We start from the raw sequence: 21,929 nt of genomic DNA on the forward strand, positions 1-21,929 counted from the left end.
TAAGCGGTAAATGACGGCGTGATGGGGATTGGCTGTGTTTATAGGTATCGTTAGCCTGTTTCCAGAAATGTTTCGTGCAATTACCGATTACGGGGTAACTGGCCGGGCAGTAAAAAATGGCCTGCTGAACATCCAGAGCTGGAGTCCGCGTGACTTCACGCACGACCGGCACCGTACCGTGGACGATCGTCCTTACGGCGGCGGACCGGGGATGTTAATGATGGTGCAACCTTTGCGGGACGCCATTCATGCAGCAAAAAGCGCGGCGGGTGAAGGCGCTAAGGTGATATATCTGTCACCTCAGGGACGCAAGCTTGATCAAGCGGGCGTCAGCGAACTGGCAACGAATCAAAAGCTGATTCTGGTGTGTGGTCGCTACGAAGGCATAGACGAGCGCGTGATCCAAACCGAAATTGACGAAGAGTGGTCAATCGGCGATTACGTTCTCAGCGGTGGAGAGCTACCAGCGATGGTACTGATTGACTCCGTATCTCGGTTCATTCCGGGAGTTCTGGGTCATGAGGCATCGGCAACGGAAGATTCCTTTGCGGATGGATTGCTGGACTGCCCGCACTATACCCGGCCTGAAGTGTTAGAAGAGATGGAAGTACCGGCAGTATTGCTGTCAGGAAACCATGCTGAGATACGTCGCTGGCGTCTGAAGCAGTCGCTGGGCCGCACCTGGCTTAGAAGACCTGAACTTCTGGAAAACCTGGCTCTGACTGAAGAGCAAGCAAGGTTGCTGGCGGAGTTCAAAAAAGAGCACGCACAGGCAACATAAACATGATGGGATGGCATAAGCCCCCGAATATCAGTTTACCCAGGATAAGAGATTAAATTATGAGCAACATTATTAAGCAACTTGAACAAGAGCAGATGAAGCAGGACGTGCCTTCCTTCCGTCCGGGTGACACCGTGGAAGTGAAAGTATGGGTTGTTGAAGGTTCCAAAAAACGTCTGCAGGCATTCGAGGGCGTGGTTATCGCTATTCGTAACCGCGGTCTGCACTCTGCATTCACTGTTCGTAAAATTTCCAACGGCGAAGGCGTTGAGCGTGTCTTCCAGACTCACTCTCCGGTTGTTGACAGCATCACTGTCAAACGTCGTGGTGCCGTTCGTAAAGCTAAACTGTACTACCTGCGTGAGCGTACTGGTAAGGCTGCTCGTATCAAAGAGCGTCTTAACTAAGATATCGCTCAGGCGACATCCTGTTAGAAGGGGCTGGCCAGATGGCTGGCCCTTTTTTTATCCCCGAAAGCTCGTAGCGTTAACCATTAATTCATAAATCATTTACAATGCCTGCCGTGTCTTGCGGGAGGGATCGTGGTTATCGGGCAATTTCGTCAGCCAGGTGTTCAGCGCAACGCGGCATGGCTCGCGCTGTTTGCGATCCTGCTGATACTCATCTCGCCGCCGATCTCCGTCGCGCTGCAAAAAGATCCGATGCGCGCTATGCCGGGCATGCACCATGAAATGGACATGACGGCGAACCACGCGCCGCATCACGATGTTTCGTCTTTCACCCCGCTTACTGTCGATCACGGTGAAGCGTGCGGTTACTGTGTGCTACTGGCGCATGTGCCGGGCCTGCTCCTGGCGCGGGTGATGCTGCCCTGTGGCCTGTTGCTCAGGCAGATGAACCGGCCAACACGCCCATCGGTAAACCACTGGCACTTTTTCCCCTGGCTGTATCCTGATACCCGCGCGCCTCCGTGCTGCTCTACTGCTTCCTGATCCTGAAAAATAAGATTGTGCGCGCAAGCGTCACGACACCTTTTTGCTTTTTCTGAGGAAAAGTATGACAACCTGCACACCGCGCGCGGCATGGCTTACCCTGCTGCGGCGTCTCCATTTCTACATTGGTCTGTTCGTTGGGCCTTTTATCTTTATTGCCGCGCTGACCGGCACGCTTTATGTCGCGACGCCACAGCTGGAAGCGTCGCTCTACGCGCAGGCGCTTACAGGGACTGCGCAAGGTCAGCCGCAGTCGCTGGCGGCGCAAATTGACGCCGCTCAACGGTTCGCCGGAAATGCGCAACCCCTGCACGCCGTCCGTCCCGGACTCGAGCCGGGGAGGACGACACGGGTCATGTTTGCGGATCCGCGCCTTGCCGCCTCGGAGCATCGGGCTATTTTTATCGATCCCGTTACCCTGGTGATAAAAGGGGATATGACGGTTTATGGCACCAGCGGGATTTTACCGCTGCGTCAGTGGATAGATTACGCCCATCGATCATTGCTGCTGGGGGAGGTTGGACGTATTTACAGTGAGCTGGCCGCCTCATGGATGTGGGTAGCGGCACTGGGTGGGGCAATGCTCTGGTATTTCACGCGGCCAAAGCGTCGCCTGAACAATCCGCGTCAGAAATACCGTCGTCTGCACGTTTCGCTCGGATGGCTGCTGTTGGCTGGAATGCTGCTTTTTTCTGCCACTGGCCTGACGTGGTCGCAATGGGCGGGCGGTAACGTGGATCGGATGCGTACGGCGTTTGGCTGGCTGACGCCGCAGGTGAATACGCAGCTTCACGGGCACAGTCCGGCGCAGAATGAACATGCGGGACACCATGGCGCGATGAGCATGTCCGCCGGGCCTGTCGATATCCGCTTGTTTGATCCTGTGCTGCAGGCGGCGCAGGCGGCGGGAATTGACGCCAGCGAAGTGGAAATTCGTCCGGCGAAAGACACGCAGCATGGCTGGACGGTCAGCGAAATCGATCGTCGCTGGCCCACCCAGGTCGATGCCGTTTCCGTCAACCCGACCACATTGCAGATTATCGACAGTATCGACTTCACGCAGTTTCCTCTGATGGCGAAACTGACCCGCTGGGGCGTGGATTTTCATATGGGCATTCTGTTTGGCCTGCCTAATCAACTGCTGCTGATAGGCTTTGGCGTGGGGCTTTGTGTGATGATTGCGCTGGGCTACCGGATGTGGTGGATACGTCGCCCTGCGCGCCCTGCGGTCAGTCCGGCGCAAACGTTGCTGGAAAGCTGGCTAATGCTGAACGGCGGAGGACGCGTCGGGTCAGTGTTGCTGGCGGTTACGTTGGGCATGGCGATGCCGGTTCTGGGGCTAAGTTTGACGCTGTTTATGCTGGTCGACTGGCTACGCTGGTATAGCGCCTCGCGCAGGGTTCTGGCGCAGTCAGCCGACTAAGACTTAAGGCGTGCTGATGACTACGGCGACGCGGCGGTTTTCAGCACGGCCTTTTGCGGTCTTGTTACTGGCGACAGGATATTTTTTGCCTAATCCCTGCGTTGTCAGATGACTACGCGGGATCTGCGCGCCTTCCGCCCATGCATCGGCCACAACGTTGGCGCGTTTCAGGGACAGGGCTTCGTTGTAGCTGTCTTCGCCATAATTATCAGTATGTCCGTCCATGCGCGCATGTTTCAGGCCAACGGAGGCCAGACGGGCAGCCATTGTCTGGATCTGTCGTTGACTTTCAGCACGCAGCTTATAGTCATTTTTATCAAACAGGATGGTGTCCGACATACCCAAAGACCAGCTCCCCGCCGACTCGGTAAACCCGTATGACTGCATGGCAGCGACCTGCTGCGGGGTAAACGTTCCCTGCGGCGCCTGACAGCCAGTCAGGAGGAGAGCAACAACAAAAGGCGATAAAAGACGTTTCAGCATGGGGGAATCCTTATTATTTGATCACGCGTTCGACACGCTGATGTTTGGCCAGATACATATTGCGGTCGGCCAGTTCTTGTAATTTTTCGGCTGAGGCGTGCTCCCACGTCAGGGCATAGCCCATACTCAGCGTCATGCTGGTCAGATGGCCGTTGTGCAGGTCAAAAGGCCGGTTAAATTCCTGCGCCAGCGCGGCGCATATGCGCTGCACTTCGTATTCGGAATGTACGCCGTAGAGGACCATCGCAAACTCGTCCCCGCCAAGACGATAGGGCTGGTGGCGGTTGCCGCCAAATTCCGCGAGTCGCTTAGCCACTTCGATCAAAACCCGGTCTCCCGCCGCATGGCCCCAGGTATCGTTAACGAATTTAAAGTTGTCGCCGTCAAGGAACAGCAGCGCTGAGCTACTGCGGGCGGCGTCATCATTCATGAGCGCGTTGATCGTGCTGCGAAAAGCAGCGCGGTTAGCCAGTCCGGTCAGCGGATCGTGCAGTGCCGTGCGTAGCAGTTGGGCGTTCCTCGCCTGGAGACGCAGTTGCCACTCTTCCATTTCATCCAGCAGGCTGTTGAAGTCCTGGGCAAAACGGTGAAACTCCTCAATTCGCTCCTCTGATACGCGACGGGAAAAATTCCGGTTGGTACGCACATCGTGCACGACGTCGGTGATATTTTGCAGCGCTACGACGACGCCGTTGTGCAGATGGCGCGTCAGGAGGATGGCGATACCGGACGCCAGAAGGATCGAGCCGGTGAGGACGGCCAGCGACAGCCAGAGAAAATGGCTGATTAAGCTGTCACGCGCGGTTATCCGCACTTCGCCAATGATTTCCCCGTTATGCCAGACAGGTTGCGAGACCGGCAATGGAAAAAGCCACTGGCTGATGTAACCACTGAGTTTGTCGTCAGTTTCCTGTGCGTTATAGCGCCAGCTGGCGATGACGTTCTCATTTTTATCGCGTACATCGGCGGCAGAAAACTGACCCTGCTGGCCGAGCGCCGCCAGCGTTTCGGTCGCTGCGGCATCGTCTGCGAACACGAGCGCGGCCTCCAGACTGTGGGTCATGGTGGCGGCGGTCAGTTCCAGATTTTTTTGCGCATACTGTTTCAGCGTCAGCACAGAGGCGACGCTAAGCAACAGCCAGATCAACGTCATGGTCACCACCACGCTGATCATGCTTATGCGTCTCAAGGCTCGCTTAAACGTTGGACGCGTCGTGCGGGAAAGATCCTTATCCATGCTTTTTATTCCGTGCGAGCATCAGTACATCCGGATTGACCCTGACGCCGCTGTGCGCCAGAGAATCCAGATTTACGGCGAATCTGACATCATTATTTTGAATAATAAGACAAAAGGCGCTGCCAATAATGCATTCAGCATTTTGTTCCGCAATTAATAACAAAGCCTTAGAGGGATATTTATTGGCTAATTCAACCTGAGCGGCCGGAGATTCATTGCCGAAATAAACGCCATCACAACGTGCGACCAGTGCCTCTTGTTCGTTACGAATAATAACAGGTTGATAGGGCAGGGAGGTATCGTCACTGTCACCCAATACGCTAACGAAACGGGATGAAGTGAAAATGCATAGCCTGGGCGGCGCGGAGAGCGCAGGCCAGCGCGTATAGCTCACAATGCCTGAGACAATTGCACGCACATTTTTGGCGTCATCGGGTAATTCCTGAGCATAAACCGGCGATCCTGCCAGCAATAGCATCAGCAGCACCAGAAGTCGGTGAGAATAGAACATGAGCGGCGTCCTCACCCGTATCTTTCGTAACGCATTAAATACATCCTTGATTGTTTGCAGCAAAATAACATTATTTTGCATAGGCGTCATTACGCCAAAGATATTTATGTTTTGTCCTTAAGTTAAATCTTATTAATCAATATTGCCGGGACGGTTTTTTTATCTTTCTTGCCGTAATCGTACAATTTTATTTAAGTTTAAAATCCGCGACAGAATTGCGTGTAAAGTAAAGTGTACGAATCTGTGCGTGTCATAATCAGTATTATAGGTGCTTGTACAATAAACTTTACGCATTTTGGATTGATATCTTTACTCTTTGTGTTATCGTTACGTCATCCTCGCTGAGGACAACTATCGCAAACGAGCTAAAACAGGATCGCCATCATGCAAAAAGACGCGCTGAACAACGTACACATCACCGACGAACAGGTTTTGATGACCCCGGAACAACTCAAAGCGGCATTCCCGCTGAGTCAGGCGCAAGAGGCGCAGATCGCCCAGTCGCGCAAAACCATTTCTGACATTATCGCCGGGCGCGATCCGCGTCTGCTGGTGGTGTGTGGTCCATGTTCTATTCACGATCCTGATGCCGCTCTTGAATACGCCCGTCGATTTAAAGCCCTTGCCGCAGAGGTCAGCGATAGCCTCTACCTGGTGATGCGCGTCTATTTTGAAAAACCCCGTACCACCGTCGGCTGGAAAGGGTTAATTAACGATCCTCATATGGATGGCTCTTTCGACGTTGAAGCGGGTTTGAAGATTGCGCGTCAGTTGCTGCTTGAACTCGTTCATATGGGACTGCCGCTGGCGACAGAAGCCCTGGATCCAAACAGTCCGCAGTACCTCGGGGATTTGTTTAGCTGGTCGGCTATTGGCGCGCGCACCACGGAGTCGCAGACTCACCGTGAAATGGCGTCCGGCCTGTCGATGCCGGTCGGGTTTAAAAACGGCACTGACGGCAGTCTGGCGACGGCGATTAACGCCATGCGCGCCGCCGCCCAGTCGCACCGCTTTGTGGGGATCAACCAGGCCGGGCAGGTTGCGCTGCTGCAAACGCAGGGCAACCCGGACGGACATGTGATCCTGCGCGGTGGTAAAGCGCCGAACTACAGTCCGGCCGATGTCGAACAGTGCGAAAAAGAGATGTCGCAGGCGGGACTGCGGCCTTCACTGATGGTAGATTGCAGTCATGGTAACTCCAATAAAGATTACCGCCGTCAGCCTGCCGTGGCGGAGTCTGTGGTTGCGCAAATTAAAGATGGCAACCGTTCCATCATTGGCTTGATGATTGAAAGTAATATTCACGAAGGTAATCAGTCTTCTGAGCAACCGCGCAGCGATATGAAATACGGCGTGTCCGTTACCGATGCCTGCATTAGCTGGGAAACGACGGATGCGCTGCTGCGTGAAATTCACAAAGACCTGAACGGCCAGCTGGCGGCGCGCAAGGCTTAAGAGGTTTGTTATGGTGGCTGAATTGACCGCATTACGCGATCAAATTGATGAAGTGGATAAGGCGCTGCTGGACTTACTGGCGCGTCGCCTGGAACTGGTGGCGGAGGTCGGCGAAGTCAAAAGCCGCTTTGGGCTGCCTATTTATGTCCCCGAGCGCGAGGCCACTATGCTGGCTTCGCGCCGTGCGGAAGCGGAAGCGCTGGGCGTACCGCCAGATCTGATTGAGGATGTGCTGCGCAGGGTGATGCGCGAGTCCTATTCCAGCGAAAACGACAAAGGGTTTAAAACGCTTTGTCCGACGCTGCGTCCGGTGGTCATCGTCGGCGGTGGCGGCCAGATGGGACGACTGTTTGAAAAAATGCTCACCCTGTCGGGCTACAAGGTGCGTATTCTGGAACAGCAGGACTGGGATCGCGCGCCGGAGATCGTCGCGGATGCCGGGATGGTGATTGTCAGCGTGCCTATCCATGTCACTGAACAAGTGATTGCTCGACTGCCGCGTTTACCGTCCGACTGTATTCTGGTGGATCTGGCCTCAGTGAAAAATGGGCCGTTGCAGGCAATGCTTGCCGCCCATGACGGGCCAGTGGTGGGTCTGCACCCGATGTTTGGTCCGGACAGCGGTAGCCTGGCGAAACAGGTGGTAGTCTGGTGTGACGGGCGAAACCCGGAGGCCTATCAATGGTTTCTTGAGCAGATTCAGGTCTGGGGAGCGCGACTGCACCGCATCAGTGCCGTAGAACATGACCAGAATATGGCATTTATCCAGGCGTTGCGCCACTTTGCGACCTTTGCTTACGGGCTGCATCTGGCGGAAGAAAACGTGCAGCTTGAACAACTCCTGGCACTCTCTTCGCCGATCTATCGCCTCGAACTGGCAATGGTCGGGCGGCTGTTTGCCCAGGACCCGCAGCTGTACGCCGACATCATTATGTCGTCGGAAAGTAATCTGGCGCTGATTAAACGCTACTACAAACGCTTTGGTGAGGCGATCGGTCTGCTTGAACAGGGAGATAAACAGGCGTTTATTGACAGCTTCCGCAAAGTCGAGCACTGGTTCGGGGACTACGCGAAACGCTTCCAGCAGGAAAGCCGTACCTTACTGCGACAGGCCAACGATAGCCGACAATAATCCTCACGCTGGTCTGATTCGGGCCAGCGTGTAACGCCCTTTGGCCTAAGAATGCGCTGGTGGTTTTTCCGCATCGTTAGCGCCAGGAGGGTTATACTGAAAAACCAGCGGGACTACCGCTGGTTTTTTTATTTGGGGATTCGTCATGGCTGAACCACGCGTGTTATTTGACTATACCGGACAGTTGCCGGAATGCCCGACCTGGAGTGCGGGCGAGAATGCGCTCTACTGGGCGGATATTCTGGAAGGAGAGATCCATCGCTACCATTTGACGACAGGAGAACACATCGTTCTGGCGTTCCCGGAAGAGGTTGGATGCTTTGCGCTGCGCGAGCGTGGCGGATTTATTGTTGCGTTGCGTAATGCTATCTGGCTGACCGATAAAAACGGTCTGCTTCAGCGAAAAGTGTGCGATAACCCGTCGAACCCGCAGCTGGCGCGTTTCAACGATGGCGGCACCGATCATGACGGACGTTTTTACGCCGGGACCTTCTGGGGACCCGGAGACTATAACGGCGCGATGTTGATGCGCATCGATAACGACCTAACGCCAAAGGTGATTCAGTGTGATATCCATGGGCATAACGGGCTGGCGTTCAGTCCGGATAAGCAATGGATGTATACCTCTGATACGCCAAACGGCGTGATCTGGCGTGCGCCGCTGGACGCGCAGGGCGAGCCGGGAAAACGTGAGGCGTTCCGCCGTTTTCAGGCCGGGGAGGGGATCCCGGACGGTGCGGCAATGGACGTGGAAGGCTGCTACTGGAGCGCGTTGTTCGACGGCTGGCGGATTGCCCGCTTTTCTCCTCAGGGCGAACAGCTTGAGCAATACCGGTTGCCGGTGCGTTGTCCGACAATGGTCTGCTTTGGCGGCGACGACATGAAAACGCTGTTTATCACCACCACGCGGGAAAACATGAGCGAAGAAGAGGTGGCAGAATATCCGCTTTCCGGGGCGATCTTCACCCTGCCGGCGAGGGTGGCAGGGATGAAGAAAAAGCCGTTTATCGAACGTTAAGAAGGATCGACCGGAACAACGTTTTCGCTCGGATAGCAACCCAGCACCTTCATCGAGCGGGTAATTTCGCCCAGCTCTTTCAGCGCCTTTTGCATTTCCGGCGCTTCCAGGTTGGCCTGAATATCAAGATAAAACATCTCTTCCCATGGGTTGCCGTGGATAGGGCGGGACTCCAGGCGAGTCATAATCAGATGATGATTACGCAGAACCAGCAGCGCTTCCACCAGGGCGCCGGCCTGCTGGCCCGTCGCCATCAGGAGCGTGGTTTTCGCCGGAACCTGATCGGACACGTTAATCGCTTTACGTGCCAGTACGATAAAGCGGGTGATATTCTGCGTCTGGTTCGCCTCAATACGTTCCAGCACTTGCAGGCCATGCAGCACGCCGCCCGCCTCGCTGCCCAATGCCGCCACGCGCGGAGAATTCGCCTGCGCAACTTTTTCCATCGCTGCGGAAGTACTTTCGGTGTATTCGATTTTCCAGTGCGGGTAACGATTGAGGAATTTGCTGCACTGCTGGAACGGTTGCGGATGGCTGTACACCGTGTCGATGGTGTCGAGATCGGTGGTGCCGGAGACCAGAACACAATGGTCGATCACAATCGTCATCTCGCCCACAATGGAAAGGCTGGTATGCTGCAGGAGATCGTAGACATCGTTAATGCCGCCTGAACTGGTGTTTTCAATGGGCACCACCGCGTAGTCAGCCTGTCCTGTTTCGACCTGATTAAAGATATCGGCAAACTTCGCGCAACCACTTTCAATGAACTGTTCGAAATGACGCGCGGCGTACTGACGGGCGGCGAGATGGGAGTAAGAGCCTTTTGGTCCCAGAAACGCCACGCGGGCAGAATGGGGATTGATCTTATTCAGATGCTGCTGGAGCAGCGCCTGCTGGGTAAGAACCGAGTCTTCAATAATAAGCTGAAAAAGGCGGGTGATGTAATGGGCATCCAGATGGTGCGCTTTGCCAAGCTGAATCAACCGGTCCAGAAGGTCGCGCTCGCGGTCGATATCGCGTACCGGTCGATGGGATTCAAGCTTCGCTTTACCCACTTCGACCGCCAGCCCGCGCCGTTCGGCCAGTAACGCCAGCAGTTTTGCATCAAGCGCACTGATTTTGTCACGCAGCGCCAGTAATGGATTTTCCGATGTCATAGTGTTGCCTTTCTTGTTATCAATAAAAAAGGCCCCCCGGAGTGGGAGGCCTTGTTATTCGTCTTCGCATTCTTTTTCACACGACGAAAGCCTCCCGTTCAGGGGAAGGTAAAAAAGAAGGCGAAGAAGAACGGCGTAAGTTGCATATCAGTTTCCTTAAGTGACGCTAGTAAAGTACCCGCACTGTTTTCATGCTGTCAACAAAAAACGCGCCCGAAGGCGCGTTGGCGATACACTCAATGTAAGGGACTATTCTTCGTCTGCTTCAGCGAAGTTTGCGTCTTTAACTGACGCGGTTGCGCGACGCGCTTCGCCTTTGTGCTGCACTTTATTGAGCTGCCGTTCCAGCTTGTTGATCAAATCGTTAATCGCGGTATACATATCTTCATGTTTTGCGCTGGCGACCAGATGTCCGTTTGGTGTATTGATGGTGGCATCAGCGGTGAAACCCTGTGGCTCCTTGGACAGAATGATATGTGGGTTAATCAGGTGTGTTTGCCATTTTTCCAGTTTGGCGAGACGGTCTGCGACATGTTGGCGAATTGCCGGAGTAATTTCCATTTGTTTACTGGTAATGTTCATTGTCATAAATTTTACCTCTTGTCTTTCCCGTCTTGGTGATTTCAGCATACCGTTCCTAATGTCAAAATGTGTGATTTGAATCACATTATTTTGTCACTTTTTGTCAAGGAAGCCTTTTTGTGAGGCATCGCAGGAGAAGGTGATATTTCACTTGAGGAAAGGGGAAAAGCGGGCCATAGTTGATGAGTTAGGTTACCGGGAAAACGGGCCTGACGTGATGCGAAACGAATAAAAAAACGGCAGCCCAAGGGCTGCCGTTTTGCTTGCGAAATCGCAGTTCAGGTGTTGCTGCTGTTGGCGGCAATGATTTTTGCCACTTTCTCAGCCTGGGTCGTCATCTGCATTTCGCGGTAGGCGTTTTCCATTAGCGGCAGAGCGTCGCGTGTGGCCTGGGTATCCGGGAAATCACGCAGCATACCTTCCACACGGTTCACCACGGCGACCCATGCGCCACGTTTGGTGTAGTATTCCGCCACGGAATATTCGTATTTCGCCAGACGATCTTTCAGGAACACGAGACGTTTAGTGGCGTCTGTGGTGTACTGGCTGTTCGGGTAGCCGCGCACCAGTTTGGAAAAGTCATTAAACGCAGCGCGTGCGTGCTGCGGGTCGCGGTCACTGCGATCGACGCCGAAGAAGCCCTGTAGCGCGCTGTCATCTAACGCCATATTGGTCAGGCCACGCATATACATGACATAATCAATATTGGGATGTGTCGGATTCAGGCGGATAAAGCGATCGATAGCGGCCTGAGCCAGCGGCAGATCGGCGTTTTTGTAGTAGGCGTAGATGAGATCCAACTGCACCTGCTGGGAATACGGGCCGAATGGATAGCGGTTATCCAACGCTTCTAATTGCGTTATTGCCTGTTTCCAGTTACCGTCCTGCAGCTTTTGCTGAGCAGTCGCGTAGATTTCATTAGGCGGATTATCGGGCACCTCTTCCTTTGAACCAGAGCAACCCGCCAAAAACAGGCTCAACGTGGCTGCTGCCACCAGATATTTCATGCGCGTCATGACGTTTTGACTTTCCTCAAAATGTTTTTGCGGGAGATTCTCTGTTCCTGCTCCCGGTTAAGACCAGCTACAATAGCACACTATATTAAACGGCAAAGCCGTAAAACCCAACGTTAAACAAAGAAGCTGTATATGGCACAACGAGTACAACTCACCGCAACGGTATCCGAAAATCAACTCGGTCAACGCTTAGATCAGGCTTTGGCCGAAATGTTCCCGGATTATTCACGTTCGCGCATAAAAGAATGGATTCTCGATCGGCGCGTGCTGGTCAACGGTAAAATTTGCGACAAACCGAAAGAAAAAGTCTTAGGCGGTGAACAGGTCGCTATCGACGCGGAGATCGATGAAGAAATCCGCTTTGAGCCTCAGGATATCCCACTGGATATCGTTTATGAAGACGATGACATCATTGTTATTAACAAACCTCGCGATCTGGTCGTGCATCCGGGGGCCGGGAATCCCGATGGCACCGTATTAAACGCCTTGCTGCATTACTACCCGCCGATTGCCGACGTGCCGCGCGCGGGTATTGTCCACCGTCTGGATAAAGACACTACCGGTCTGATGGTGGTGGCGAAAACCGTTCCGGCGCAAACGCGTCTGGTTGAGGCGCTTCAGCTGCGCGAGATCACCCGTGAATACGAAGCCGTCGCTATCGGTCATATGACCGCGGGCGGCACGGTGGAAGAGCCTATCAGCCGTCACCCGACCAAACGTACCCACATGGCGGTGCATCCGATGGGAAAACCGGCGGTCACGCACTATCGCATCATGGAACACTTCCGTGTGCACACGCGTCTTAGGTTGCGTCTGGAAACCGGGCGTACCCATCAGATCCGCGTGCACATGGCCCACATTACCCATCCGCTGGTGGGCGACCCGGTATACGGCGGTCGCCCGCGTCCGCCGAAAGGCGCCTCGGAGGCGTTTATCTCCACGTTGCGCAAGTTCGATCGCCAGGCGCTGCATGCCACTATGCTGCGCTTGTATCACCCCATCTCCGGTATCGAAATGGAATGGCATGCGCCAATTCCGCAGGATATGGTTGAGCTTATCGACGCCATGCGCGCGGATTTTGAAGAACATAAGGATGACGTGGCCTGGTTATGAGTATGCTCATTGTCCCGCAGTGGCCACTGCCGGAAGGCGTGGCGGCATGCAGTTCGACCCGTATCGGCGGGGTAAGTTTACCGCCTTATGATGCGATGAACCTGGGCGCCCACTGTGGCGACAACCCGACGCATGTTGAAGAGAACCGTAATCGGCTGTTTGCTGCGGGCAATTTGCCTTCAATGCCCGTCTGGCTGGAACAGGTTCATGGTAAGGATGTGCTGAAACTGACTGGTGGCCCTTACGCATCCAGACGTGCGGATGCCTCATACAGCAACACGCCGGGCGCGGTATGTGCGGTAATGACGGCAGATTGCCTGCCGGTACTGTTTTGCAACCGGGCAGGAACAGAAGTCGCGGCGGCCCATGCGGGCTGGCGCGGATTATGTGCAGGGGTGCTGGAAGAAACGCTCGCCTGCTTTGCGGATAAACCTGAAAATATTATGGCGTGGCTGGGTCCGGCCATCGGCCCGACAGCCTTTGAAGTGGGGGCTGAGGTGCGTGAGGCGTTTTGTATTAAGGACGCGCGTGCGCACGAAGCCTTTGCGCCGCATGGCGAAAAATATCTGGCGAATATTTATCAGCTTGCCCGTCAACGGCTGGCAAATGTCGGCGTTGAGCAAATATTCGGCGGCAATCGCTGTACTTTTAGTGAAAATGAGACTTTCTTCTCTTATCGTCGCGACAAGACCACGGGGCGTATGGCAAGTTTTATTTGGCTGATATAACCTAAAGAATCAAGACGATCCGGTACGCGTAATTTTCTTTTCACATAATTCAGGTCATTAACCTTGAATAATTGAGGGATGACCTCATTTAATCTCCAGTAGCAAATTTGACCTGTTATGGGAGGAGTTATGCGTCTGGATCGTCTTACCAACAAATTCCAGCTTGCTCTTGCCGATGCCCAGTCGCTCGCACTGGGGCACGACAACCAATTCATCGAACCTTTACATTTAATGAGCGCCTTGCTGAATCAGGAAGGGGGCTCGGTTCGTCCTTTATTAACGTCTGCGGGTATTAACGCAGGGCAGTTACGCACCGCCATCGATGAAGCACTGAGCCGTTTACCGCAGGTGGAAGGCACCGGCGGCGACGTGCAACCGTCGCAGGATCTGGTGCGCGTCCTTAACCTTTGCGACAAGCTGGCGCAAAAACGGGGCGATAACTTTATTTCGTCGGAACTGTTCGTTCTGGCGGCGCTTGAGTCTCGCGGCACACTGCCCGATTTATTGAAATCGGCTGGCGCAACAACCGCCAATATCACTCAGGCAATTGAACAGATGCGCGGAGGTGAAAGCGTGAACGATCAAGGGGCGGAAGACCAACGTCAGGCCTTGAAAAAATACACGGTCGATCTGACCGAGCGCGCCGAACAGGGCAAGCTCGATCCGGTGATCGGTCGTGATGAAGAAATTCGCCGTACCATTCAGGTACTGCAACGTCGTACCAAAAACAACCCGGTTTTGATTGGTGAGCCGGGCGTCGGTAAAACCGCAATTGTGGAAGGACTGGCGCAGCGGATCATTAACGGCGAAGTGCCGGAGGGATTAAAAGGTCGTCGCGTACTGGCGCTGGATATGGGCGCGCTGGTGGCAGGGGCGAAATACCGCGGTGAATTTGAAGAACGTTTAAAAGGCGTATTGAACGATCTCGCGAAACAGGAAGGCAACGTCATTCTGTTTATCGACGAACTACACACCATGGTTGGCGCGGGTAAGGCGGACGGCGCAATGGATGCCGGGAACATGCTGAAACCTGCGCTGGCGCGTGGTGAACTGCACTGCGTGGGGGCAACCACGCTTGATGAATACCGTCAGTACATTGAAAAAGATGCCGCGCTGGAGCGTCGTTTCCAGAAGGTGTTTGTTGCAGAGCCTAGCGTTGAAGACACCATCGCGATCCTCCGTGGTCTGAAAGAGCGTTATGAACTGCACCACCATGTGCAGATCACTGACCCGGCTATCGTGGCGGCGGCGACATTGTCACACCGTTATATTGCCGATCGTCAGTTACCGGATAAAGCCATCGACCTGATCGATGAAGCGGCTTCCAGCATTCGTATGCAAATTGACTCCAAACCGGAGGAACTCGACAGACTCGACCGCCGTATCATCCAGCTCAAACTGGAACAGCAGGCGCTGATGAAAGAGTCTGATGAAGCGAGCAAGAAACGTCTCGACATGCTTAATGAAGAACTGGAAGACAAAGAGCGCCAGTATTCTGAGCTGGAAGAGGAATGGAAGGCGGAAAAAGCCTCGCTTTCCGGAACCCAGACGATTAAAGCTGAGTTAGAGCAGGCGAAGATCGCGATTGAGCAGGCGCGTCGCGTGGGCGATCTGGCGCGGATGTCTGAACTGCAGTATGGCAAAATTCCGGAGCTGGAAAAACAGCTTGAGGCGGCCACCCAGTCTGAAGGCAAAACGATGCGTCTGCTGCGTAATAAAGTGACAGATGCGGAAATTGCCGAAGTGCTGGCGCGCTGGACCGGTATTCCTGTTGCGAGAATGCTGGAGGGCGAGCGCGAAAAACTGTTGAGAATGGAACAGGAGCTACACAGCCGCGTTATTGGTCAGAACGAAGCGGTAGAAGCGGTATCGAATGCTATTCGCCGTAGCCGCGCGGGGCTGGCGGATCCGAATCGTCCTATTGGCTCTTTCCTGTTCCTCGGGCCAACCGGGGTGGGTAAAACCGAACTTTGCAAAGCGCTGGCGAACTTTATGTTTGATAGCGACGACGCGATGGTGCGTATCGATATGTCCGAGTTTATGGAGAAACACTCAGTGTCTCGCCTGGTCGGTGCGCCTCCGGGATATGTCGGATATGAAGAGGGCGGGTATCTGACCGAAGCGGTTCGCCGTCGTCCTTACTCCGTCATCTTGTTAGACGAAGTGGAAAAAGCGCATCCGGATGTATTTAACATTCTGTTGCAGGTTCTGGACGATGGACGTCTGACTGACGGGCAGGGGAGAACGGTCGACTTCCGCAATACGGTTGTCATTATGACCTCTAACCTGGGTTCCGATCTGATTCAGGAACGCTTCGGCGATCTGGACTACAGCCATATGAAAGAAATGGTGCTGGGCGTGGTGAGCCATAACTTCCGTCCGGAATTTATTAACCGTATCGATGAGGTGGTGGTATTCCATCCGCTGGGTGAACAGCATATTGCCTCGATTGCTAAAATCCAGCTGCAGCGTCTGTATAAACGTCTGGAAGAGCGTGGATATGAAATCCATATCTCTGATGACGCCCTGAAGCTGCTTAGCGCAAATGGTTATGATCCGGTGTATGGCGCACGTCCGTTGAAACGCGCTATTCAGCAACAGATCGAAAACCCGCTGGCTCAGCAGATTCTGTCCGGCGAGTTAATTCCAGGCAAAACCATTCGTCTGGAAGCGAATGGCGATCGGATCGTGGCAGTGCAGTAAGTCACAAAATACAAAAACGGGCCGCTTGCGGCTCGTTTTTGTTTAAAAACCAGGCGAAAATTCAGGTTTGCGGAATGATTTGCCTGGAAAGTGAGCGGTTAGTAAATAATTTTCACTTTCTCCTTGCAGCTTCAGAATTACTCCCTATAATGCGCCACCACTGACACGGAACAACGGCACGCAAGCCGCCGGGTCAGCGGGGTTCAGACCAGAACCTCACGGAGAAAAGCAAAAATAAATGCTTGACTCTCAAGCGGGAAAGCGTATTATGCACACCCCGCGCCGCTGAGAAAAAGCGAAGCGGCACTGCTCTTTAACAATTTATCAGACAATCTGTGTGGGCACTCAAAGTGACATGGATTCTTAACGTCGCAAGACGAAAAATGAATACCAAGTCTCGAAGAGTGAACACGTAATTCATTACGAAGTTTAATTCACGAGCATCAAACTTAAATTGAAGAGTTTGATCATGGCTCAGATTGAACGCTGGCGGCAGGCCTAACACATGCAAGTCGAACGGTAACAGGAAGCAGCTTGCTGCTTCGCTGACGAGTGGCGGACGGGTGAGTAATGTCTGGGAAACTGCCCGGTGGAGGGGGATAACTACTGGAAACGGTAGCTAATACCGCATAACGTCGCAAGACCAAAGAGGGGGACCTTCGGGCCTCTTGCCACCGGATGTGCCCAGATGGGATTAGCTTGTTGGTGAGGTAACGGCTCACCAAGGCGACGATCCCTAGCTGGTCTGAGAGGATGACCAGCCACACTGGAACTGAGACACGGTCCAGACTCCTACGGGAGGCAGCAGTGGGGAATATTGCACAATGGGCGCAAGCCTGATGCAGCCATGCCGCGTGTATGAAGAAGGCCTTCGGGTTGTAAAGTACTTTCAGCGGGGAGGAAGGGATTGTGGTTAATAACCGCAGTCATTGACGTTACCCGCAGAAGAAGCACCGGCTAACTCCGTGCCAGCAGCCGCGGTAATACGGAGGGTGCAAGCGTTAATCGGAATTACTGGGCGTAAAGCGCACGCAGGCGGTCTGTCAAGTCGGATGTGAAATCCCCGGGCTCAACCTGGGAACTGCATTCGAAACTGGCAGGCTTGAGTCTCGTAGAGGGGGGTAGAATTCCAGGTGTAGCGGTGAAATGCGTAGAGATCTGGAGGAATACCGGTGGCGAAGGCGGCCCCCTGGACGAAGACTGACGCTCAGGTGCGAAAGCGTGGGGAGCAAACAGGATTAGATACCCTGGTAGTCCACGCCGTAAACGATGTCTACTTGGAGGCTGTGCCCTTGAGGCGTGGCTTCCGGAGCTAACGCGTTAAGTAGACCGCCTGGGGAGTACGGCCGCAAGGTTAAAACTCAAATGAATTGACGGGGGCCCGCACAAGCGGTGGAGCATGTGGTTTAATTCGATGCAACGCGAAGAACCTTACCTGGTCTTGACATCCACGGAAGACTGCAGAGATGCGGTTGTGCCTTCGGGAACCGTGAGACAGGTGCTGCATGGCTGTCGTCAGCTCGTGTTGTGAAATGTTGGGTTAAGTCCCGCAACGAGCGCAACCCTTATCCTTTGTTGCCAGCGGTCCGGCCGGGAACTCAAAGGAGACTGCCAGTGATAAACTGGAGGAAGGTGGGGATGACGTCAAGTCATCATGGCCCTTACGACCAGGGCTACACACGTGCTACAATGGCATATACAAAGAGAAGCGACCTCGCGAGAGCAAGCGGACCTCATAAAGTATGTCGTAGTCCGGATTGGAGTCTGCAACTCGACTCCATGAAGTCGGAATCGCTAGTAATCGTGGATCAGAATGCCACGGTGAATACGTTCCCGGGCCTTGTACACACCGCCCGTCACACCATGGGAGTGGGTTGCAAAAGAAGTAGGTAGCTTAACCTTCGGGAGGGCGCTTACCACTTTGTGATTCATGACTGGGGTGAAGTCGTAACAAGGTAACCGTAGGGGAACCTGCGGTTGGATCACCTCCTTACCTTAAAGAACCTGCCTTTGTAGTGCTCACACAGATTGTCTGATAGATGTAGAGAAGCAAGGCGTTTACGCGTTGGGAGTGAGGCTGAATGAAATAAGGCCGCTCGCTTTCTGTTAATGAAAGCTCACCCTACACGAAAATATCACGCAGCGCGTGATAAGCAATTTTCGTGTCCCCTTCGTCTAGAGGCCCAGGACACCGCCCTTTCACGGCGGTAACAGGGGTTCGAATCCCCTAGGGGACGCCACTTGCTGGTTTGTGTGAGTGAAAGTCGCCGGCCGTTATATCTCAAAACTGACTTGCGAGTCATGTTTGAGATATTTGCTCTTTAAAAATCTGGAACAAGCTGAAAATTGAAACACAGAACAACGAAAGTTGTTCGTGAGTCTCTCAATTATCGCAATCAGAAGTGAAACATCTTCGGGTTGTGAGGTTAAGCGACCAAGCGTACACGGTGGATGCCCTGGCAGTCAGAGGCGATGAAGGACGTGCTAATCTGCGAAAAGCGTCGGCGAGGTGATATGAACCTTTGACCCGGCGATGTCCGAATGGGGAAACCCAGTGTGACTCGTCACACTATCGTTAACTGAATACATAGGTTAACGAGGCGAACCGGGGGAACTGAAACATCTAAGTACCCCGAGGAAAAGAAATCAACCGAGATTCCCCCAGTAGCGGCGAGCGAACGGGGAGCAGCCCAGAGCCTGAATCAGCCAGTGTGGTAGTGGAAGTGTCTGGAAAGGCACGCGATACAGGGTGACAGCCCCGTACACAAAACCACACCGGTTGTGAGCTCGATGAGTAGGGCGGGACACGTGGTATCCTGTCTGAATATGGGGGGACCATCCTCCAAGGCTAAATACTCCTGACTGACCGATAGTGAACCAGTACCGTGAGGGAAAGGCGAAAAGAACCCCGGCGAGGGGAGTGAAAAAGAACCTGAAACCGTGTACGTACAAGCAGTGGGAGCCTCTTTATGGGGTGACTGCGTACCTTTTGTATAATGGGTCAGCGACTTATATTCTGTAGCAAGGTTAACCGAATAGGGGAGCCGCAGGGAAACCGAGTCTTAACTGGGCGTTAAGTTGCAGGGTATAGACCCGAAACCCGGTGATCTAGCCATGGGCAGGTTGAAGGTTGGGTAACACTAACTGGAGGACCGAACCGACTAATGTTGAAAAATTAGCGGATGACCTGTGGCTGGGGGTGAAAGGCCAATCAAACCGGGAGATAGCTGGTTCTCCCCGAAAGCTATTTAGGTAGCGCCTCGTGAACTCATCTCCGGGGGTAGAGCACTGTTTCGGCTAGGGGGCCATCCCGGCTTACCAACCCGATGCAAACTGCGAATACCGGAGAATGTTATCACGGGAGACACACGGCGGGTGCTAACGTCCGTCGTGAAGAGGGAAACAACCCAGACCGCCAGCTAAGGTCCCAAAGTCATGGTTAAGTGGGAAACGATGTGGGAAGGCTCAGACAGCCAGGATGTTGGCTTAGAAGCAGCCATCATTTAAAGAAAGCGTAATAGCTCACTGGTCGAGTCGGCCTGCGCGGAAGATGTAACGGGGCTAAACCATGCACCGAAGCTGCGGCAGCGACACTATGTGTTGTTGGGTAGGGGAGCGTTCTGTAAGCCGTTGAAGGTGTGTCGTGAGGCATGCTGGAGGTATCAGAAGTGCGAATGCTGACATAAGTAACGATAAAGCGGGTGAAAAGCCCGCTCGCCGGAAGACCAAGGGTTCCTGTCCAACGTTAATCGGGGCAGGGTGAGTCGACCCCTAAGGCGAGGCCGAAAGGCGTAGTCGATGGGAAACAGGTTAATATTCCTGTACTTGGTGTTACTGCGAAGGGGGGACGGAGAAGGCTATGTCGGCCGGGCGACGGTTGTCCCGGTTTAAGCGTGTAGGTGTGTGTTCCAGGTAAATCCGGTTCACTTTAACACTGAGGCGTGATGACGAGGCACTACGGTGCTGAAGTGACAAATGCCCTGCTTCCAGGAAAAGCCTCTAAGCATCAGGTAACACGAAATCGTACCCCAAACCGACACAGGTGGTCAGGTAGAGAATACCAAGGCGCTTGAGAGAACTCGGGTGAAGGAACTAGGCAAAATGGTGCCGTAACTTCGGGAGAAGGCACGCTGATATGTAGGTGAAGTGATTTACTCATGGAGCTGAAATCAGTCGAAGATACCAGCTGGCTGCAACTGTTTATTAAAAACACAGCACTGTGCAAACACGAAAGTGGACGTATACGGTGTGACGCCTGCCCGGTGCCGGAAGGTTAATTGATGGGGTTATCCGTAAGGAGAAGCTCTTGATCGAAGCCCCGGTAAACGGCGGCCGTAACTATAACGGTCCTAAGGTAGCGAAATTCCTTGTCGGGTAAGTTCCGACCTGCACGAATGGCGTAATGATGGCCAGGCTGTCTCCACCCGAGACTCAGTGAAATTGAACTCGCTGTGAAGATGCAGTGTACCCGCGGCAAGACGGAAAGACCCCGTGAACCTTTACTATAGCTTGACACTGAACACTGGTCCTTGATGTGTAGGATAGGTGGGAGGCTTTGAAGCGTGGACGCCAGTCTGCGTGGAGCCGCCCTTGAAATACCACCCTTTAATGGCTGGTGTTCTAACGTGGGCCCGTAATCCGGGTTGCGGACAGTGTCTGGTGGGTAGTTTGACTGGGGCGGTCTCCTCCTAAAGAGTAACGGAGGAGCACGAAGGTTGGCTAATCCTGGTCGGACATCAGGAGGTTAGTGCAATGGCATAAGCCAGCTTGACTGCGAGCGTGACGGCGCGAGCAGGTGCGAAAGCAGGTCATAGTGATCCGGTGGTTCTGAATGGAAGGGCCATCGCTCAACGGATAAAAGGTACTCCGGGGATAACAGGCTGATACCGCCCAAGAGTTCATATCGACGGCGGTGTTTGGCACCTCGATGTCGGCTCATCACATCCTGGGGCTGAAGTAGGTCCCAAGGGTATGGCTGTTCGCCATTTAAAGTGGTACGCGAGCTGGGTTTAGAACGTCGTGAGACAGTTCGGTCCCTATCTGCCGTGGGCGCTGGAGAACTGAGGGGGGCTGCTCCTAGTACGAGAGGACCGGAGTGGACGCATCACTGGTGTTCGGGTTGTCATGCCAATGGCACTGCCCGGTAGCTAAATGCGGAAGAGATAAGTGCTGAAAGCATCTAAGCACGAAACTTGCCCCGAGATGAGTTCTCCCTGACTCCTTGAGAGTCCTGAAGGAACGTTGAAGACGACGACGTTGATAGGCCGGGTGTGTAAGCGCAGCGATGCGTTGAGCTAACCGGTACTAATGAACCGTGAGGCTTAACCTTACAACGCCGAAGATGTTTTGGCGGATTGAGAGATTTTCAGCTTAGATTCAGAGTTAAGTACGCAATAGTTTACGCAGCCAGCGCCGCTGATGCGATAAAGTATTGCGTACAGAGCACAAAGAATTTGCCTGGCGGCCGTAGCGCGGTGGTCCCACCTGACCCCATGCCGAACTCAGAAGTGAAACGCCGTAGCGCCGATGGTAGTGTGGGGTCTCCCCATGCGAGAGTAGGGAACTGCCAGGCATCAAACAAGTGAAAAGCCCATCCTGACGGATGGGCTTTTTGCGTTTCTGGTACAGGCCATCTCA

The 21,929-nt window shown here is 53.8% G+C and carries 16 protein-coding genes, 1 tRNA gene, 3 rRNA genes, 1 pseudogene and 1 other annotated feature; of the genes and pseudogenes, 14 read left to right on the forward strand and 7 right to left on the reverse strand.

Annotated elements, in window-relative coordinates:
- The first annotated feature begins 34 nt into the window (after window positions 1-34).
- The 4 genes and pseudogenes from trmD (at window position 35) to HVX72_RS05515 (ending at window position 3,157) form a co-directional block, all read left to right on the forward strand.
- Window positions 35-800: pseudogene (gene trmD / locus HVX72_RS05500) on the forward strand (tRNA (guanosine(37)-N1)-methyltransferase TrmD).
- Window positions 801-840: 40 nt separating this feature from the next.
- Window positions 841-1,188, forward strand: a complete 348-nt coding sequence (gene rplS, locus HVX72_RS05505; RefSeq protein WP_000065254.1) for a 50S ribosomal protein L19 — start codon at window positions 841-843, stop codon at window positions 1,186-1,188.
- Between the two features lie 141 nt (window positions 1,189-1,329).
- Window positions 1,330-1,734: a DUF2946 domain-containing protein gene (locus HVX72_RS05510; protein WP_249418878.1), complete on the forward strand. Its 405-nt coding sequence runs from the start codon at window positions 1,330-1,332 to the stop codon at window positions 1,732-1,734.
- Between the two features lie 64 nt (window positions 1,735-1,798).
- The gene (locus HVX72_RS05515; protein ID WP_181822724.1) at window positions 1,799-3,157 is read left to right on the forward strand and encodes a PepSY-associated TM helix domain-containing protein; all 1,359 of its coding nucleotides are present in this window, start codon (window positions 1,799-1,801) and stop codon (window positions 3,155-3,157) included.
- Between the two features lie 3 nt (window positions 3,158-3,160).
- Here the strand turns inward: HVX72_RS05515 and HVX72_RS05520 are convergent, their stop codons facing one another.
- The 3 genes from HVX72_RS05520 to HVX72_RS05530 are packed head-to-tail and all read right to left on the reverse strand — an operon-like array spanning window position 3,161 to window position 5,388.
- Window positions 3,161-3,640 (reverse strand): OmpA family protein, encoded by a 480-nt coding sequence (locus tag HVX72_RS05520; RefSeq protein ID WP_060569502.1) that lies wholly within the window; start codon window positions 3,638-3,640, stop codon window positions 3,161-3,163.
- Window positions 3,641-3,653: 13 nt separating this feature from the next.
- The gene (gene dgcN / locus HVX72_RS05525; protein ID WP_181822725.1) at window positions 3,654-4,877 is read right to left on the reverse strand and encodes a diguanylate cyclase DgcN; all 1,224 of its coding nucleotides are present in this window, start codon (window positions 4,875-4,877) and stop codon (window positions 3,654-3,656) included.
- Window positions 4,870-5,388 carry a YfiR family protein gene (locus HVX72_RS05530; protein WP_042288265.1) on the reverse strand — a complete coding sequence of 173 codons (519 nt, stop codon included), beginning with the start codon at window positions 5,386-5,388 and terminating at the stop codon, window positions 4,870-4,872. Before HVX72_RS05530 ends, dgcN begins: the two co-directional genes overlap by 8 nt.
- A gap of 384 nt (window positions 5,389-5,772) precedes the next feature.
- Between HVX72_RS05530 and aroF the strand changes: the two genes are divergently transcribed.
- From aroF to HVX72_RS05545, 3 genes are all read left to right on the forward strand, one after another.
- Entirely contained in the window at window positions 5,773-6,843 is a 1,071-nt protein-coding gene (gene aroF, locus HVX72_RS05535; protein WP_181822726.1) for a 3-deoxy-7-phosphoheptulonate synthase AroF, read from the forward strand.
- 10 nt (window positions 6,844-6,853) lie between these two features.
- Window positions 6,854-7,975 (forward strand): bifunctional chorismate mutase/prephenate dehydrogenase, encoded by a 1,122-nt coding sequence (tyrA, locus tag HVX72_RS05540; protein ID WP_181822727.1) that lies wholly within the window; start codon window positions 6,854-6,856, stop codon window positions 7,973-7,975.
- Window positions 7,976-8,120: 145 nt separating this feature from the next.
- Complete coding sequence (locus HVX72_RS05545) at window positions 8,121-8,993, forward strand: SMP-30/gluconolactonase/LRE family protein (RefSeq protein ID WP_181822728.1); 873 nt, start codon at window positions 8,121-8,123, stop codon at window positions 8,991-8,993.
- Here the strand turns inward: HVX72_RS05545 and pheA are convergent.
- The 4 genes from pheA to bamD form a co-directional block, all read right to left on the reverse strand.
- Window positions 8,990-10,150: a bifunctional chorismate mutase/prephenate dehydratase gene (gene pheA, locus HVX72_RS05550; protein ID WP_042288254.1), complete on the reverse strand. Its 1,161-nt coding sequence runs from the start codon at window positions 10,148-10,150 to the stop codon at window positions 8,990-8,992. The two genes, HVX72_RS05545 and pheA, sit on opposite strands and share 4 nt — an antisense overlap.
- Window positions 10,151-10,172: 22 nt before the next feature.
- Window positions 10,173-10,297: a sequence feature (Phe leader region), on the reverse strand.
- A complete protein-coding gene (pheL, locus tag HVX72_RS22090) occupies window positions 10,249-10,296 on the reverse strand; it encodes a pheA operon leader peptide PheL (RefSeq protein ID WP_187375663.1) in 48 nt (15 codons plus the stop codon). (Overlaps the previous feature by 48 nt.)
- A 102-nt stretch (window positions 10,298-10,399) precedes the next feature.
- Entirely contained in the window at window positions 10,400-10,738 is a 339-nt protein-coding gene (gene raiA / locus HVX72_RS05555; RefSeq protein WP_042288251.1) for a ribosome-associated translation inhibitor RaiA, read from the reverse strand.
- A 272-nt stretch (window positions 10,739-11,010) separates the two neighbouring features.
- Entirely contained in the window at window positions 11,011-11,748 is a 738-nt protein-coding gene (gene bamD / locus HVX72_RS05560) for an outer membrane protein assembly factor BamD (protein WP_012906713.1), read from the reverse strand.
- Between the two features lie 132 nt (window positions 11,749-11,880).
- Here bamD and rluD point away from each other — a divergent pair, with 132 nt between their 5' ends.
- From rluD to rrf, 7 genes are all read left to right on the forward strand, one after another.
- The gene (gene rluD, locus HVX72_RS05565; protein WP_042288245.1) at window positions 11,881-12,861 is read left to right on the forward strand and encodes a 23S rRNA pseudouridine(1911/1915/1917) synthase RluD; all 981 of its coding nucleotides are present in this window, start codon (window positions 11,881-11,883) and stop codon (window positions 12,859-12,861) included.
- The gene (gene yfiH, locus HVX72_RS05570; RefSeq protein ID WP_181822729.1) at window positions 12,858-13,589 is read left to right on the forward strand and encodes a purine nucleoside phosphorylase YfiH; all 732 of its coding nucleotides are present in this window, start codon (window positions 12,858-12,860) and stop codon (window positions 13,587-13,589) included. Before rluD ends, yfiH begins: the two co-directional genes overlap by 4 nt.
- 129 nt (window positions 13,590-13,718) lie before the next feature.
- Window positions 13,719-16,292 (forward strand): ATP-dependent chaperone ClpB, encoded by a 2,574-nt coding sequence (gene clpB / locus HVX72_RS05575; protein WP_042288239.1) that lies wholly within the window; start codon window positions 13,719-13,721, stop codon window positions 16,290-16,292.
- Window positions 16,293-16,743: 451 nt separating this feature from the next.
- A 16S ribosomal RNA gene (locus tag HVX72_RS05580) occupies window positions 16,744-18,285 on the forward strand.
- Window positions 18,286-18,456: 171 nt separating this feature from the next.
- Window positions 18,457-18,532, forward strand: a tRNA-Glu gene (locus tag HVX72_RS05585).
- 184 nt (window positions 18,533-18,716) lie between these two features.
- Window positions 18,717-21,621: ribosomal RNA gene (locus HVX72_RS05590) — 23S ribosomal RNA — on the forward strand.
- A gap of 127 nt (window positions 21,622-21,748) precedes the next feature.
- A 5S ribosomal RNA gene (rrf, locus tag HVX72_RS05595) occupies window positions 21,749-21,864 on the forward strand.
- Together the 16S, 23S and 5S rRNA genes with 1 tRNA gene alongside form the textbook arrangement of a ribosomal RNA operon.
- Window positions 21,865-21,929: the final 65 nt, after the last annotated feature.

The organism is Citrobacter sp. RHB21-C05 (assembly GCF_013889015.1).
Taxonomy (GTDB): domain Bacteria; phylum Pseudomonadota; class Gammaproteobacteria; order Enterobacterales; family Enterobacteriaceae; genus Citrobacter_A; species Citrobacter_A sedlakii.

What these genes read in the sequence shown, in the direction of transcription:
- rplS (WP_000065254.1), top strand. Translation starts at nt 841, where the DNA reads ATGAGCAACATTATTAAGCAACTTGAACAAGAGCAGATGAAGCAGGAC.
- HVX72_RS05515 (WP_181822724.1), top strand. Translation starts at nt 1,799, where the DNA reads ATGACAACCTGCACACCGCGCGCGGCATGGCTTACCCTGCTGCGGCGT.
- HVX72_RS05520 (WP_060569502.1), bottom strand. Translation starts at nt 3,640, where the DNA reads ATGCTGAAACGTCTTTTATCGCCTTTTGTTGTTGCTCTCCTCCTGACT.
- dgcN (WP_181822725.1), bottom strand. Translation starts at nt 4,877, where the DNA reads ATGGATAAGGATCTTTCCCGCACGACGCGTCCAACGTTTAAGCGAGCC.
- HVX72_RS05530 (WP_042288265.1), bottom strand. Translation starts at nt 5,388, where the DNA reads ATGTTCTATTCTCACCGACTTCTGGTGCTGCTGATGCTATTGCTGGCA.
- aroF (WP_181822726.1), top strand. Translation starts at nt 5,773, where the DNA reads ATGCAAAAAGACGCGCTGAACAACGTACACATCACCGACGAACAGGTT.
- tyrA (WP_181822727.1), top strand. Translation starts at nt 6,854, where the DNA reads ATGGTGGCTGAATTGACCGCATTACGCGATCAAATTGATGAAGTGGAT.
- HVX72_RS05545 (WP_181822728.1), top strand. Translation starts at nt 8,121, where the DNA reads ATGGCTGAACCACGCGTGTTATTTGACTATACCGGACAGTTGCCGGAA.
- pheA (WP_042288254.1), bottom strand. Translation starts at nt 10,150, where the DNA reads ATGACATCGGAAAATCCATTACTGGCGCTGCGTGACAAAATCAGTGCG.
- raiA (WP_042288251.1), bottom strand. Translation starts at nt 10,738, where the DNA reads ATGACAATGAACATTACCAGTAAACAAATGGAAATTACTCCGGCAATT.
- bamD (WP_012906713.1), bottom strand. Translation starts at nt 11,748, where the DNA reads ATGACGCGCATGAAATATCTGGTGGCAGCAGCCACGTTGAGCCTGTTT.
- rluD (WP_042288245.1), top strand. Translation starts at nt 11,881, where the DNA reads ATGGCACAACGAGTACAACTCACCGCAACGGTATCCGAAAATCAACTC.
- yfiH (WP_181822729.1), top strand. Translation starts at nt 12,858, where the DNA reads ATGAGTATGCTCATTGTCCCGCAGTGGCCACTGCCGGAAGGCGTGGCG.
- clpB (WP_042288239.1), top strand. Translation starts at nt 13,719, where the DNA reads ATGCGTCTGGATCGTCTTACCAACAAATTCCAGCTTGCTCTTGCCGAT.